Genomic DNA, 14,412 nt, shown 5'->3' with positions numbered 1-14,412 from the left:
CTTGATGCTGTTATCCTATGCTTCGCCCTGTGATTCTCTTTCTTTGGAGGGATACATATTTATAACTCTCCACATTTTTTAAATAATTGGTCAGCTCTGGGCTACTCATACTGTCTTTGGTGAGGTAGATACGGCCGCCAAATTCTTTAACAATCTGGTCTAAATCAGCCACCAATTTCTTCAGTTTTTTATTCACTTTAAAGTCTAATGCCAGCGTATAGCCCTCAATAGGAAAGGAGTTATAAGCCTCAGGATTGTTCTTGCCAAAGAGCTTGAGCACGGCTAAAAAAGAGCCATTGCCACTATGCGCTATGGTTTCTAAAATCTTGGACATTCCTGCCTTGCCTTGGGCTTTGGGGATCACCATTTGGTATTGAATAAACCCACTTTTGCCGTAGATTTTATTCCAATCTTTAATGGCATCTAAGGGATAGAAAAAGGTTTCATAATCCACAAAGTTCTTCACCATTTTTTTAGATTGTTTTCTATAATAGAGCCAATTAAAAACCTTAACGCTCCACTGGTTGAGCACAAAATTAGGGAAGTAAAACGGTACCGTAGGGCTTAGTTTGGGTTTTAGTTTTAGTGGGGTTTGAGCTTTCTTTTCAGGGAGTTCCATTTTCAGTGCATGCTCGCCACGCATTAAAATAGAGCGCCCGATGTTTTTCCCTTTTTGTAGGCAGTCTATCCACGCCACGGTGTAAGTCCAATCTTCGCTCTCCTCAAAGAGTTGAAAGATCTCATCTAAATTTTCAGCTTTGATGCTCTCTTGGCGGATGTAGGCGCTATCAATAGTTTTAAGCTTAAATCTGGCGGAGAGGATAATCCCCGTGAGCCCCATACCTCCAATGGTCGCCCAGAACAAATCTGCATTCTCCGTACGAGAGCAGGTAAGGACTTGGGCATTATGGTTGAGGAGCTTAAATTCGGTAACATATTCAGAGAAGCAGCCCTCGGCGTGGTGGTTTTTGCCGTGGACATCAGAGGCTATAGCACCGCCCACACTCACCAACTTGGTGCCTGGCGTTACATAGAGAAAATAGCCCTGTGGCACAATCACTTCTAAAATCTCCGAGAGCAAGACCCCAGATTCACATTCTATAATGCCGTTCAGGCGGTCAAACTCAATGAACTTATTCAGCCTTTTGGTAGAGAAAATAGCCTCCCCAAGCGAGGCATCACCATAGCATCTGCCATTACCTCTGGCAATGAGTTCTGGCTTGCTCAGAACATAGTCTTGGATGCGGTGCAGCTGGTCTTCAGCCACCATTTCTTTCTCCACTACAGGGTAGTTACCCCAGTTAGAAACCTTTTGAATATAATTTTTTTTCATTGTCTTTTTAGATGATTTTGTTTTGGGTACATCGCTTTATTTCGCGTAGATTTGGTAGAGAAAAGCTACCAGCCACAGCACCAAGGTCACTTGGATATAGCGGTCTTTGTACACAATTTTAGTTGGAGATTCCGTTTTGTTATACACCAAAGTCTGTTGCAGATACCTCAGGAAAGCGAACATCACGAAAATAACCGTATAGAACACTCTGGGGTGGAACCGCTCCTGCACCTCTGGGGAGAGGGTAAACATAAGATAACAAACAATAGCGAGGGTACAACTGAGCGAGAGGGTAATATCCGCAAACTGAATGTTGTAGCCATCCAGCGCTTTCCGTGTTTTGCCTGTCAGTTGGGCATTGATGAGCTCCCCACGGCGCTTGCCTATCGCCAATACTAAGGCTAAAACAAAGGTCAGGAGAATTGCCCATTGGGTAATGATAAGCCCCGTAATATAGCCCCCAGCCAAGACCCTGAGTACAAAACCGATGGCAATAATGGTAATATCAATAATCGCGATGTGTTTCAACTTAAAAGTATAAGCGAGGTTCATCACGAAATAAGTTAAAATAATGGTGGCAAACTGAAACATCGTGCCAATTTGAGCATAAAATCCAGAGCTTATTCCTACCAAAACGCAGAGCATCAGAACCCCTAACAATACCTTTGCCGAGGTTTTAGAAATGGCACCACTGGCAAGCGGACGGTGTTTCTTTTCAGGATGTTTCCTATCGGAAGCGATGTCCATATAATCATTGATGATGTAGATGCTACTGGCGGTAAGGGAGAAGATGATAAACGCTACGCAACTAAGAGAAAATAAGTGTAGGTTAAGAATTTGACCAGAGAAAAATAGCGGCACAAAAACGAATAGATTTTTTACCCATTGTTCTACTCGCATCAGTTTTAGATAGTTCTTCATACGCTGAATTTGAAGCCACAAAAATAAGCATAAAAATAAAAATACACACGATAACAGCGGGTTTAATTGTGATGAGGTTCGTTTTATCTCGAACTGTGGTGCCGAACAGTTTTGCGTTTATGATCTTCACTTCCTTCCGAAGGGGTCGTGTATCCCTTTTTTAGAGGTCGTTACCCCCTTCTGAAGGGGTCGGATACCCCTTCTTTAATGGTCGTTGCCCCCTTCCGAAGGGGTCGTATATCCCTTCTTTAATGGTTGTTACCCCCTTCTGAAGGGGTCGGATACCCCTTCTTTAATGGTCGTTGCCCCCTTCTGAAGGGGTCAGATACCCCTTCTTTAATGGTCGTTACCCCCTTCCGAAGGGGTCGTGTATCCCTTCTTTAATGGTCATTACCCCCTTCCGAAGGGGTTGTATATCCCTTCTTTAATGGTCGTTGCCCCCTTCTGAAGGGGTCAGATACCCCTTCTTTAATGGTCGTTACCCCCTTCTGAAGGGGTCGGATACCCCTTCTTTAATGGTCGTTACCCCCCTTCTGAAGGGGTCGGATACCCCTTCTTTAATGGTCGTTGCCCCCTTCCGAAGGGGTCGTATATCCCTTCTTTAATGGTCGTTACCCCCTTCCAAAGGGATCAAAGGTATGACCAAAGTATAAGGAACACTGATATCAAGGGAGTGGGCAGGGCTGACTTTCTTCATTTAATGAAATAAAGCCCCACTGCGAACGGTGGGGCTTTGGGCTTTTGGTTGGTTACCAACCTTTGGAATTATAAATTGTTGAGGATAAACTGGGTCATCTTTTGGTAAAGCTGTGGGCGTGTTTTGCCACCATAGATGCCGTGGTTTTTATCAGGATAAGTCATAAATTCAAACGATTTATTCTGTTGGATAAGGGCTTCCGCAAAGACCGCCGAGTTCTGGTAGTGCACATTATCATCAGCGGTACCGTGGATGAGGAGGAAGTTGCCTTTGAGTAAGTGGGCAAATTCCGTTGGTGAGTTGTCATCGTATCCCTTAGGGTTTTCCTGCGGCGTTCTTAGGAAGCGCTCGGTGTAGATGCTGTCATAAAAACGCCAGTTGGTAACAGGGGCTACGGCAATGCCCATTTTGAAAACATCAGCACCTTTGGTCATGGCTAAACTCGCCATATAACCGCCAAAACTCCAGCCGAAAATCCCAATTCTACTGGCATCAATATAAGGCTGTTGCCCCAGCCAACGGGCAGCGGTTATTTGGTCTTCTATCTCGTATTTACCTAAGTTCAGATAGGTAGCTTTTTTGTAAGCGGTACCTTTGTAGCCCGTGCCTCTGCCATCTACGCAAGCCACAATATACCCCTGTTGCACCAAGACATTAAACCAGAGTCCATTGCCGCCATCCCAAGCGTTGCTCACTTGCTGAGAGCCAGGTCCTGAATATTGGAACATCAGGAGTGGGTAGGATTTTTTAGGGTCAAAATCTTTAGGCTTCATGATCCAAGCATTCATCTCATCGCCGTGGGTATTGGGGATAGTAAAGAATTCCTTAGCCACCCACTGGTCGGTTTTTAGCTTCGTGAGGAGGGCATCATTATTTTGTATTTCTTTGATGGTGGTGCCATCGCCAGATTTTAAAATATAGCGGTACGGCATTTTAGCGGTAGAGGTGGTATTGATGAAATACTTAAAATCTGGACTAAAGGTCGCCGCGTTATGCCCTTCGGGGGCAGAGATCAAAGTGGATTGTCCTGTTTTAATATTGATTTTAGAAATCACCCGATTGATGCTGCCTTTTTGCGTGGTCTGCACCAAAACTTCCTGCGTTTCTGGGTGGTAGCCGTAGTAGTCGGTAATTTCCCAATTGCCTTTGGTCACTTGTTTTTTTAACTTCCCCGAGGCATCGTACCAATACAGATGGCGGTGTCCATCTCGCTCCGAAGCCCATAGAAAGCTCTGGTCAGGCAAAAACTCTAAGGTCAGTTGGTCGGTTTCTATCCACGCAGGGTCTTTCTCGGTGAAGCGCTTTTGAGCTTGGTGGGTGGTGGTATTGATGGCGAGTAGATCCACCTGATTCTGGTGGCGGTTAGCGGTTGCGACTAATATTTCTCCATCTCGGTGGGCTTTAAATATTTTGGGAATATAATCATTCTGAAAAGCGGCGAGGTCTACCGCTGCGGTTTGCGCTGTTGGGAGGTGGTAAATCCATAAACTCACCACAGAGTTGGGCTCCCCAGCCTTAGGGTATTTAAATTTGAAATCTTGAGGGTAGAGGGTTTTGCCGTAAATGGGCATATTCATCTCTGGTACTTCGGTTTCATTGGATTTAACGAAGATGAGGGCATCGCTCTTGTAGCTCCATTCGTACTGTCGGGCGTGTCCAAATTCTTCCTCATAAACCCAATCTGCCAAACCATTGAGGATTTTATTTTGGGCGCCATCTTGGGTAACGGTCGTTATTTTTCCAGAGGCTAAGTCTTGGTAATACAAATTATTTTCCGAGATAAAGGCGACTTTGGTGCCATCAGGAGAGAAGAGGGGCTCTTGCACTGGCTGCCCATTAAAAATGCTTGTGGTAGCGCCAGTGGTCAAATCTTTCACTTGGAAAACGCCGAGGAAAGAGTGTCTATAAATGGGGCTGCTGTCCAGCTGTAGCAAGATTTTAGAGCCATCATCAGAGAGGGTGTAGTCTTCAAAATGCCCCTGGATGAGGTAGTCTACTTTTTCTAAATTTTTGTAGGCGTATTTAGCGATACCTTCGGGCTCTATCACGGCATAATACTCATTGCTCTTGAGCGGCGAAATCCCCGAAATGCCCTTGGCACGGTATTGTCCAGAATAAATTTTCTCTAAACTTATCTGCTGGGCTTGCAGTCCTCCAGAAAGTAGGGTAGTGCCCACGGCTACTATTAAGATGTTTTTCATTGTTTCTGATTTTATATAGGTTTCAAAAATAGGATTTTTATTGGAAAATCAAAGCTTTTCCCTACCATTCTATTGGTTTTTGGTGGGTAGCTTCTAAATATTGGTTGATTTTAGAAAAAGGGCGACTGCCCAAAAAGCCACGGTGTGCCGAGAGTGGCGAAGGGTGCGCCGATTGGATGATGAGGTGCTTCTGCGGATTGATAAGTGTGGCTTTCTTTTGCGCAAAAGATCCCCATAGCACAAAGACCACATTTTCCTTTTGGTCGGCTATTTCTTTAATGATGAAATCGGTAAAGGTTTCCCAACCGAGGTCTTTGTGGGAGTTGGCTTGGTGGGCTTTTACGGTAAGTGTGGCGTTGAGCAATAACACGCCTTGTTTAGCCCAAGCCTCCAGCTCGTTAGAGGTTTTTCTGATGCCTAAATCATCGTGGAGCTCTTTAAAAATATTCCTCAACGAAGGCGGTGCGGGCACTTGGTCGGACACAGAAAAGCAAAGCCCATTGGCTTGGAAATCGTTATGGTAAGGGTCTTGCCCTAATATAACCACCTTAACTTCCTCAAAAGGGGTGAGCTCCAGCGCTCTAAAAATTTGATGCTTCGGCGGGAAACATAGGCTGGTGGCATAGGCGTGTTTCACCTTTTGCCATAGTTCTTTGAAATAAGTGGAATGTTTAATAGGGGCTAAAATATCTGTCCAATTCATCTTTTATAGTTTTTAAAGGGTAGAGGGTGAGGCGACCATTTGAGCCAAGGCAATGCCCGTAGCCATAGCGACATTCATAGAAGTGTTGCGTCCATACATAGGGAGATGCAGGTGCTTTTCGCTCAGTTTTAATGCCTCTTCAGAAACGCCATAGCGCTCGTTGCCACAGATGAGCACACACGGAAATTTATATGAAACACTTCTATAATCCACGCTGTGGCTGGTTTTTTCTAAGGCATAGAAGTGAACCTTTTCAGGAGTGAGGCGCGCCAAAATTTCCGACCAATCTTGCACGAAAATAACCTCTATATAATCCTCTGTAGCGCGTGTGATGGCTTTTATTTTGGGGTTTAGTTGTTGGTATTTCTCGGATAAAACGAAGATTTTTTGTACGCCCATAGCCTCGGCAGTACGGATGATAAGCCCTATATTCTGCGGCGATTGCAGATGCTCCAGCACCAAGCTGATTTCAAGGTTGTGTTTTGAATTTTCTATCTCAGAATGCTCCAACTGCATCATAGGTCTTTTGAGCAAAGATAAGGAAAAATTGATATACAGCAGCGGGGGATGAGGGCGAAAATGAAGTTTTGAGATGAAAAAATATGAGGTCAAATTCCTTCCCCACATACAAAAAATACAGTTAGATTTTAGTATTTTTGCCCTATGAATGATGATTTTAAAGATACCAAAGATTTTTTCCAGAAAATCAGCGACCAGCTGCACTTTTGGATTAAAGGCCAGTTCCCAGATGAATGGATCCTCACCACACAGATTGTATTCAAATTAGCTCTGATCCTACTGATATTATTGGCGGTAGATTTGGTGCTAAAAGTAGGGTTCAAAATAGTATTCGCCTTACTAAAAAGACACTCGCAGAAGCCGATCATCAAGGCTTTATATGAAAGCAATGTTTCTAATTCTGTGGCTAATTTTTTTGCTGTGGGGCTGGTGCAAGAGATGATTTATTCCATCTTCTACCGCCACCCGAAGAGCCATAGTTTTTTGGAAACCATTTTCTCGCTGATGTTTGTGGTGGTCTTTGCGATGCTCTATGTGCGCTTGCTGAAGGCGGCGGAGCGTTACTATGTGCTCAAAGGCGATTTCTACCGCATTACAGGCATCCGTGCCGTTACACAATCCCTGAAGATTGTGGGCTATATCATCTTCACATTTATTGGTATTTCGGTGATTTTCCACATTAAGGCAGGTACCATTTTAGGGAGTGTAGGGGCAATGACGGCGGTGATTCTCTTGGTGTTTAGAGATACCATTCTCGGTTTTGTAACGGGCATCCATGTGTCCACCTCTAAAAACCTTAAAGTGGGCGACTGGATCGGTATTCCTAAGTACAATATAGAAGGGACGATAGAAGATATTAACCTATTGACCACCAAGATTTTAAACTTTGATAAAACCATCTCCACCATCCCGACTTATGACCTCCTCTCCACCGAGATTAAAAACCTCCAACGGATGTCCGAAACCAATACCAGAAGGATCAAGCGGGTGATTTACTTCAACATTAAATCCTTTAAATTCTTAAATGATCAAGAAATCAAAAAGCTCTCCGAAGTGAATCTTCTCAAAGATTATATTAAAACCAAAGAAAGCCAGATAGAGCCCCAAAATTTGGAAACCAATGATTTGAATAAACGTCAGCTGACCAACATCGGTACTTTTAGAATTTATACTTTCAATTATCTAAAACACCACCCCAATATAGACCAAGAAAGTCCGATTATGGTGCGGCAGTTGGAGAGTTCGCCCCAAGGTTTGCCGTTAGAAATTTACTGTTTTACCAACGATTCTAAATGGGAAACTTATGAGGAAATACAAGCCGATATTTTTGACCATTTGCTTGTGGCAGCACAGAAATTTGATTTAGAAGTGATGCAAGTGAGCATAAAGTTGTAAATTTGACCATTCATAAAGGTGTTTAAAGCCTAAAAAACGCTAAAATAAAAGCATAACGATGACAAAATTAAGTGTAAATATCAATAAAATAGCCACCTTAAGAAATGCACGAGGCGGCGATGTACCCAGCGTAACGCAAGTGGCAATAGATACGCAAAAGTTTGGAGCACAGGGAATTACCATTCATCCACGCCCAGATGAGCGCCATATTACCAGACAAGATGTCTATGATCTAAAACCGCTGGTGACCACGGAGTTTAATATTGAGGGCAACCCACACCGCCCATTTATAGAAATGGTGCTGGAGGTAAAGCCTGAGCAAGTGACTTTGGTGCCAGATGCTGATGATGCCATCACCTCTAATGCTGGCTGGGATTGCAAAACGCATTTGGATTTTTTAAAAGAAACCATTACAGAATTTAAAGCCGCAGGCATCAGAACTTCCATATTTTTAGATCCTAATCCAGAAATGGTGAAATACGCTGCCCAAACGGGTACCGACCGCATAGAACTCTACACCGAGGCTTATGCCAAAGGCTACACCGAGGATAGAGCCGCCGCCATAAAACCTTATGTAGACACGGCTCAAGAAGCGTTAAAGTACGGCTTAGGCATCAATGCTGGGCACGATTTAAGTTTAGAAAATCTCCGTTATTTTGCAGATCAAATACCTCATTTACAGGAGGTTTCCATAGGTCATGCGCTCATTTCGGAGGCGTTATATCTCGGTTTAGAAAACACAATACAAGCGTACCTCAAAAGATTAGCCCAATGGTAGAAGAACAAAAAACCCCCATTCTCCATTCCAAAATTTATGGACAAGATTTACCCCAAACGCCACTCTTGGTTTTTCATGGTTTGTTTGGAATGCTGGACAATTGGGGCAGTTTCGGTAAAGAATTTGGCACCCTGATGCCCACCCACCTTATCGATTTGAGAAACCACGGCAAGAGTTTCCACTCCGAATCTATGTCGCACGATGATTTAGCCGATGACATCCGCCGATATATGGCAGCACACCATATCGAAAAAGCCCATCTGTTGGGACATTCCCTTGGTGGCAAAGCTGTGATGCAGTGTGCCATAAAATACCCCGAGTTGGTGGAAAAACTCATCGTGGTGGATATTTCGCCGAAGTCCTATCCGCCGCACCATCAAGGGATTATCAAGGCTTTAAAAAGTGTGGATTTCAGCTTAGTTAAATCCAGAGCCGAAGTAGAAGAGGCGCTCAACCAATATATTCCCGAGAAATCCGTGGTGCAGTTTTTAGCCAAAAACCTCTATTGGATAGAGCAAAAACAGCTCAATTGGCGCTTTAATTTGGATACTTTAGCCGAAAAATACAGCGATTTTGTGAGTAAAGCCATTCAGTTTGGTGTATTTCAAGGGGAAACGCTGTTCATTGCAGGGGAGAAGTCCAATTATATTTTGCCTCAAGATGAGTTTTTGATTAAGCAACAGTTCCCGCATTCTAAAATAGTGCCGATAGCCCGTGCAGGACACTGGGTGCAAGCCGAAAATCCTCAAGATTTTAGCGCAACGGTTAAAGATTTTTTACTTCAAAACTGATTTTTTATGGTATTGGTAACAGGCGGCACAGGGATTTTAGGTAGCACTATTCTCTTAAAATTATTGGAAAAAGGCTACTCGGTGAGGGCAACTTATCGCGCGCGGAGCAAGACCACAGCGGTGCAAGAGGTGTTCCGTTATTATACGGAGGATGCCGAGCGGCTTTATCATCAAATTGAATGGGTAGCGGTAGATTTTGATGATTTGGATAGTTTAAGGTGTGCATTGGTTGGCGTTTCTCAGGTTTATCATTGTGCTGCCGAGGTCAGTTTTAATCCTAAGGATAAGCACACGATGTACCATACCAATATAGAAGGCACTAAAAATTGGCTTTATATAGCGGCGGAAATGCAGGTGCAGAAATTCCTATTTGTGAGTTCTATTGCGGTTTTAGACCAAGTGAATCCAGAGGGAATGATTGATGAAGATTCTGCTTTTAACCCGAAACAACCCCATTCTGCCTATGCGGTGTCTAAGCATTTTGCGGAGATGGAAGTTTGGCGCGCCTCGGCGGAAGATCTGCCGGTGGTGGTGCTCAACCCTGGGGTGATCATCGGTTCTGGGCATTGGCAACAGAGTAGTGGCGCTTTGTTTGGAAGTTTGAAAAAAATGCCGTTGAGTTTTAGTGGATGCACTGGCTATGTAGATGTGAGGGATGTCGCCAATATTGCGGTACAACTTATGGAAAATCAACAAGTTAATGAAAGGTATATCATCATTTCCGAAAATAAAACTTATTTAGAAATAGCCAACCAAGTGCGGCAAAGTTTAGGGCTAAAACCAGTGAAGGCAATAGCGCCTTTTTGGCTCCATTTGGGCGGCGTGATCCATACGCTGTTCGGGTGGCTTTTCCCTGTACTCCGATGGTTGAATAAAGCGAATAGAATGGCGGTAATGACTTGTACTCCAATAAGTAACAAAAAAATAGTAGAAACCTTAAACTATACTTTTATCCCTGTGGCGGAAAGCCTTGATTTTCACCTTAAAAATTGGAAGAAAGATCAAGAAGCGTAAGGTTTCTACTATTTCAATATTTTTTAGTGAATGTGCTTTTCGGCGTGGTAGGAACTTCTGACCAAAGGCGAACTTTCCACATGCCTGAAGCCTAAACTCTTAGCAAAAGCACCGTATTCATCAAACTCTTCTGGCGTGATGAATTTTTTCACGGGTAAGTGCTTTTTGGTCGGTTGTAGGTATTGCCCTAAGGTAATCACATCTACATCGGCGTTTCTGATGTCTTCTATGGTTTGGAAAACCTCCTCTTTTTCCTCGCCTAAGCCGAGCATAATGCCTGTTTTGGTGCGGCGTTGCCCTGCAGATTTTAGGTATTTAAGAACCTCAAGGCTGCGTTCATATTTGGCTTGGATGCGGACTTCTCTGGTGAGGCGTTTTACGGTTTCCATATTGTGGGAAATGACCTCTGGGGCAACTTCAATCATTCGATCAAGATGTTTGGTAATACCTTGAAAATCTGGGATTAAAGTTTCCATAGTGGTGCCTGGGGATATTCTCCGAACGGCATTTACGGTTTCTGCCCAAAGGATGGAGCCCATATCTTTTAAATCGTCTCTGTCTACGGAGGTGAGCACGGCGTGTTTGATTTTCATCAACTTGATGGAGCGCGCCACTTTTTCGGGCTCGTCCCAGTTGACATCCAGCGGTTTACCTGTTTTTACGCCACAGAAGCCACAGCTGCGGGTGCAGATGTTGCCCAAAATCATAAATGTGGCAGTGCCTTCGCCCCAGCATTCGCCCATATTAGGGCAGGAGCCGCTTTGGCAAATGGTGTTCAGTTTATATTTATCTACCAAAGAGCGGAGTTCTCTATAATTTTTTCCAGTGGGTAGTTTTACCCTGATCCACTTTGGTTTTTGTGTTACGGTGTTGGTTTCCATCATTTTATTTGTTATTATAACAAGTCTGTGTTGATATTTTTAATCTTTTTTAAGCAACTCTGCCAGTAGTTTTTTGGCTCTCATAATCCTTACCTTAGTGTTAGAGATAGAGAGGCTGAGTTGTTCTGCAATTTCTTTAATGCTTTTTTCTTCAAAAAATCTTAATCTTATAATATCTTGATAATGAATATCTAAGCTCTCTATAATTTTAATGATTTCCTTTTCTTCTTCATCAGAAATGAGGAGTTCTTCGGGAGATTTTACCCATTCATTTTTAGGATCGCTCAGATATTCTGTGGTGGTTTCTGTATCTTTATTTTTTTTTCGCCAATGGTCTATTATGGTGTTTTGGGCAATGGTGAGCACCCAAGTTTTGAATTGAAAATTGGGGTCGTAGAGCTCCAACTTGGCTAAGACTTTTGAGAATACATTAACGGTAATTTCATCAGCCTCGGTCTCGTTTTTTACCTTTTTCATCACAAAAGAAAACACGCTTACCCAGAATAAATTGATAAGCTTGGTTTGAGATTTTTGGTCTTTTTGCTTCGCTTTTTCTATCAGCTGTAAAAGGTGTTCTTCTTCTGTCACTGTCGTCCAAATATTTTACAAATATACAGAAGAATTTTTTATGATTCTTCCGCCATAAATGCCATAAGGTCTATATAATTTTTCTGATTAACGCTATGCCCGCTCATATACTCCCTAAAAGTGAAATAACCGCCTAAATCATAGAGTAAATCTGCCGCCTTTTGTCCCCATTCTATTGGGATGATGGCATCATCTGTGCCGTGAGAAATGAAAAATCTAAGCGCTTCCATTTCCTTTTTAAACGGTCGCTCTTTGATGAGCTGTTCCTCTGGATAGGTGCTCAGGCAGGCTACTTTTTGATACCACTGTGGGCGGTTGAGCGCCAGAGCATAGCTGAGCATACCGCCTTGGCTAAAGCCACAGAGGTGCGTTCTGCTTGTTAATCCATATCGGTTTTTAAGTTGTTCTATTTCGGTGGAAACCAGATTAACGGCTTCTTTGGCTTGGGCAATGTCAATAAAATTTTCAGGGTTATTGAGGTTGATATCAAACCAAGAATAACCGCCATAAAGGGTACTTTTAGGCGCACGAAAACTCACGATAAGCCAATGCTTAGGTAGGTTAGGCACAAAGGAAAATAAATCTTCCTCGTTGCTGCCATAGCCGTGTAATAGCACCAATAATGGGGTTTTTGGCGATAGATTTTGGGGCTCTCTGATGAGGTAGTGTAAGCTCATTAAATTGCTTTTATGATGAAATAATGTTTCTTCCCTTTTTGTAACAATAGGAAACTGCCATCAATCAAATCTTCTGTGGATACTTCAAAACTCTCATTAACTTTGGTTTTGTTCACAGAGATGGCGTTGCCTTTAAGCTCTCGCTTGGCTTCGCCTTTGGATTTTAGGAAGCCAGAATCTGCCAACAAATCGGTGATGTTCATTCCGATGAGTGTATTTTCATCCATTTCTTGCTGTGGCACGCCTTCAAAAACGGCTAAAAAAGTCGCTTTGTCTAAGGAGATTAGATCTTCCGCCGTAGAGCGCCCGAATAAAATTTCTGATGCTTTTAGGGCTTTTTTGTATTCCTCCGCACCGTGAACTAAGGTGGTCACTTCTTGGGCTAATTTTTTCTGCAATTTCCTTTCGTGCGGTGCTTGTTGGTGTTCAGCAATGCATTGTTCTATTTCTTCTTGAGAGAGGAAGGTGTAGAATTTGATAAAGCGCGCCGCATCTTCATCGGTGGCATTCAGCCAGAATTGATAGAATTTATAAGGCGATGTTTTCTTGGCATCTAACCAAATATTTTCCCCAGCTTCAGATTTCCCAAATTTAGAACCATCGGCTTTGGTAATGAGTGGTACGGTGAGCGCAAACGCTTCGCCTTGGGCTTTTCTTCTGATGAGTTCCGTTCCAGTGGTAATGTTGCCCCATTGGTCAGAGCCGCCCATTTGGAGTTTTACGCCTTCGTTTTGGTAGAGGTGGAGGAAGTCATAACCTTGTAAAAGTTGATATGTAAATTCCGTGAAGCTCATGCCTTCCACGCCAGCTTCGCCTGAAAAACGCTTTTTCACGGAATCTTTAGCCATCATATAATTTACGGTGATGTGCTTGCCAATATCTCTGGCAAATTCCAAGAAAGAAATCGGTTTCATCCAATCGTAATTATTGACCATTTCCGCTTTGTTAGGGCTGTCGGTATCAAAATCTAAAAACTGAGAAAGTTGATTTTTAATGCAGGCAATATAGTGGTTTAGGGTATCTTCGTCTAAGAGGTTTCTCTCGGCAGATTTTCCAGAAGGATCGCCAATCATCCCTGTAGCGCCACCGACCAAAGCATAAGGTTTGTGCCCATGTTTTTGAAAATGAGCTAAAACAATGATGGGAATAAGGCTGCCAATATGTAGAGAATCTGCAGTTGGGTCAAAACCAATATAGGCTTTAACCATTTCTTTATTGAGTAAATCTTCTGTGCCAGGCATAGAATCGTGGATGAGCCCACGCCATTTTAGTTCTTCTATAAAACTATTCATTCTTATTTATTTTAGGGCAAAGTTAAGGTTTTTTCATCAATATTAAGGCTTGGATAATGCATAAGCCTTTCTGCCACTAACTTTGTAGGCTGATAGAATTTGATGTTTTAAATATTGGGTTTAATCAAACTGATTAGGAAATCTGCTTTTAACCTCTTCTACGCTGTCTAAGACTTTGTTTTTGAGTTGGTTTTGATAAGTTTCCAATTTCTGAGCGATGGCTTCATCATTAGCACCTAAAATTTTAGCCGCCAAGATGCCCGCATTCGTTGCACCATTGAGCGCCACCGTAGCCACAGGAATCCCCGAAGGCATCTGCAATATAGACAGCACAGAATCCCAGCCGTCAATAGAGTTGCTACTTAATATAGGCACGCCAATAACGGGAAGTGTGGTACAACTGGCAACCATACCAGGGAGATGCGCCGCACCGCCAGCCCCCGCAATGATGGCTTTTAACCCTCTTGATTTCGCCGTTTGCGCATACTGAAACATTCGCTCTGGCGTTCTGTGTGCAGAGATAATGGTCAGTTCATAAGGGATATTGAGTTGGTCTAAAAAATCGGCGGCTTGTTGCATTATAGGCAGGTCGCTCTGGCTACCCATGATAATTCCTATCATA

14 protein-coding genes are annotated in these 14,412 nt (G+C 43.1%); 4 read left to right on the top strand and 10 right to left on the bottom strand.

The annotated features are described in order from the left end of the window. Nucleotides 1–10 precede the first annotated feature (10 nt). From NYR17_RS06920 to NYR17_RS06900, 5 genes are all read right to left on the bottom strand, one after another. A complete protein-coding gene (locus NYR17_RS06920; protein WP_302504992.1) occupies nucleotides 11–1,333 on the bottom strand; it encodes an FAD-binding oxidoreductase in 1,323 nt (440 codons plus the stop codon). A gap of 36 nt (nucleotides 1,334–1,369) precedes the next feature. After that, nucleotides 1,370–2,254 (bottom strand): decaprenyl-phosphate phosphoribosyltransferase, encoded by an 885-nt coding sequence (locus NYR17_RS06915; RefSeq protein ID WP_302504991.1) that lies wholly within the window; start codon nucleotides 2,252–2,254, stop codon nucleotides 1,370–1,372. A gap of 765 nt (nucleotides 2,255–3,019) precedes the next feature. Then, the gene (locus NYR17_RS06910) at nucleotides 3,020–5,152 is read right to left on the bottom strand and encodes a S9 family peptidase (RefSeq protein WP_302504990.1); all 2,133 of its coding nucleotides are present in this window, start codon (nucleotides 5,150–5,152) and stop codon (nucleotides 3,020–3,022) included. Between the two features lie 61 nt (nucleotides 5,153–5,213). After that, nucleotides 5,214–5,855 carry a uracil-DNA glycosylase gene (locus NYR17_RS06905; protein WP_302504989.1) on the bottom strand — a complete coding sequence of 214 codons (642 nt, stop codon included), beginning with the start codon at nucleotides 5,853–5,855 and terminating at the stop codon, nucleotides 5,214–5,216. Nucleotides 5,856–5,867: 12 nt separating this feature from the next. Further along, on the bottom strand, nucleotides 5,868–6,389 hold the full coding sequence (locus NYR17_RS06900; RefSeq protein WP_302504988.1) for a TrmH family RNA methyltransferase: 522 nt from the start codon (nucleotides 6,387–6,389) through the stop codon (nucleotides 5,868–5,870). A gap of 129 nt (nucleotides 6,390–6,518) precedes the next feature. Here NYR17_RS06900 and NYR17_RS06895 point away from each other — a divergent pair, with 129 nt between their 5' ends. The 4 genes from NYR17_RS06895 to NYR17_RS06880 are packed head-to-tail and all read left to right on the top strand — an operon-like array spanning nucleotide 6,519 to nucleotide 10,352. Further along, nucleotides 6,519–7,769 carry a mechanosensitive ion channel family protein gene (locus tag NYR17_RS06895; protein ID WP_302504987.1) on the top strand — a complete coding sequence of 417 codons (1,251 nt, stop codon included), beginning with the start codon at nucleotides 6,519–6,521 and terminating at the stop codon, nucleotides 7,767–7,769. A gap of 58 nt (nucleotides 7,770–7,827) precedes the next feature. Further along, complete coding sequence (locus NYR17_RS06890; protein WP_302504986.1) at nucleotides 7,828–8,547, top strand: pyridoxine 5'-phosphate synthase; 720 nt, start codon at nucleotides 7,828–7,830, stop codon at nucleotides 8,545–8,547. Then, nucleotides 8,541–9,338, top strand: a complete 798-nt coding sequence (locus NYR17_RS06885) for an alpha/beta fold hydrolase (RefSeq protein ID WP_302504985.1) — start codon at nucleotides 8,541–8,543, stop codon at nucleotides 9,336–9,338. Before NYR17_RS06890 ends, NYR17_RS06885 begins: the two co-directional genes overlap by 7 nt. Nucleotides 9,339–9,344: 6 nt before the next feature. Next, the gene (locus NYR17_RS06880) at nucleotides 9,345–10,352 is read left to right on the top strand and encodes an NAD-dependent epimerase/dehydratase family protein (RefSeq protein WP_302504984.1); all 1,008 of its coding nucleotides are present in this window, start codon (nucleotides 9,345–9,347) and stop codon (nucleotides 10,350–10,352) included. 23 nt (nucleotides 10,353–10,375) lie between these two features. Here the strand turns inward: NYR17_RS06880 and lipA are convergent, their stop codons facing one another. From lipA to purE, 5 genes are all read right to left on the bottom strand, one after another. Next, entirely contained in the window at nucleotides 10,376–11,233 is an 858-nt protein-coding gene (gene lipA / locus NYR17_RS06875; RefSeq protein ID WP_438826613.1) for a lipoyl synthase, read from the bottom strand. Between the two features lie 39 nt (nucleotides 11,234–11,272). After that, the gene (locus tag NYR17_RS06870; protein ID WP_302504983.1) at nucleotides 11,273–11,821 is read right to left on the bottom strand and encodes an RNA polymerase sigma factor; all 549 of its coding nucleotides are present in this window, start codon (nucleotides 11,819–11,821) and stop codon (nucleotides 11,273–11,275) included. 38 nt (nucleotides 11,822–11,859) lie between these two features. Then, nucleotides 11,860–12,498, bottom strand: coding sequence for an alpha/beta hydrolase (locus NYR17_RS06865; RefSeq protein ID WP_302504982.1), 639 nt, complete (start codon nucleotides 12,496–12,498; stop codon nucleotides 11,860–11,862). Then, the gene (gene tyrS / locus NYR17_RS06860) at nucleotides 12,498–13,790 is read right to left on the bottom strand and encodes a tyrosine--tRNA ligase (RefSeq protein ID WP_302504981.1); all 1,293 of its coding nucleotides are present in this window, start codon (nucleotides 13,788–13,790) and stop codon (nucleotides 12,498–12,500) included. The genes NYR17_RS06865 and tyrS overlap by 1 nt, the downstream gene beginning before the upstream one ends. 120 nt (nucleotides 13,791–13,910) lie before the next feature. Continuing rightward, entirely contained in the window at nucleotides 13,911–14,411 is a 501-nt protein-coding gene (gene purE, locus NYR17_RS06855) for a 5-(carboxyamino)imidazole ribonucleotide mutase (protein ID WP_302504980.1), read from the bottom strand. Nucleotide 14,412: the final 1 nt, after the last annotated feature.

It is taken from the genome of Riemerella columbina, from assembly GCF_030517065.1.
Classification (GTDB): domain Bacteria; phylum Bacteroidota; class Bacteroidia; order Flavobacteriales; family Weeksellaceae; genus Riemerella; species Riemerella columbina_A.
The sequence above is the reverse complement of the archived record's forward strand: the minus strand, read 5'-3'. Positions and strand labels throughout refer to the sequence as shown.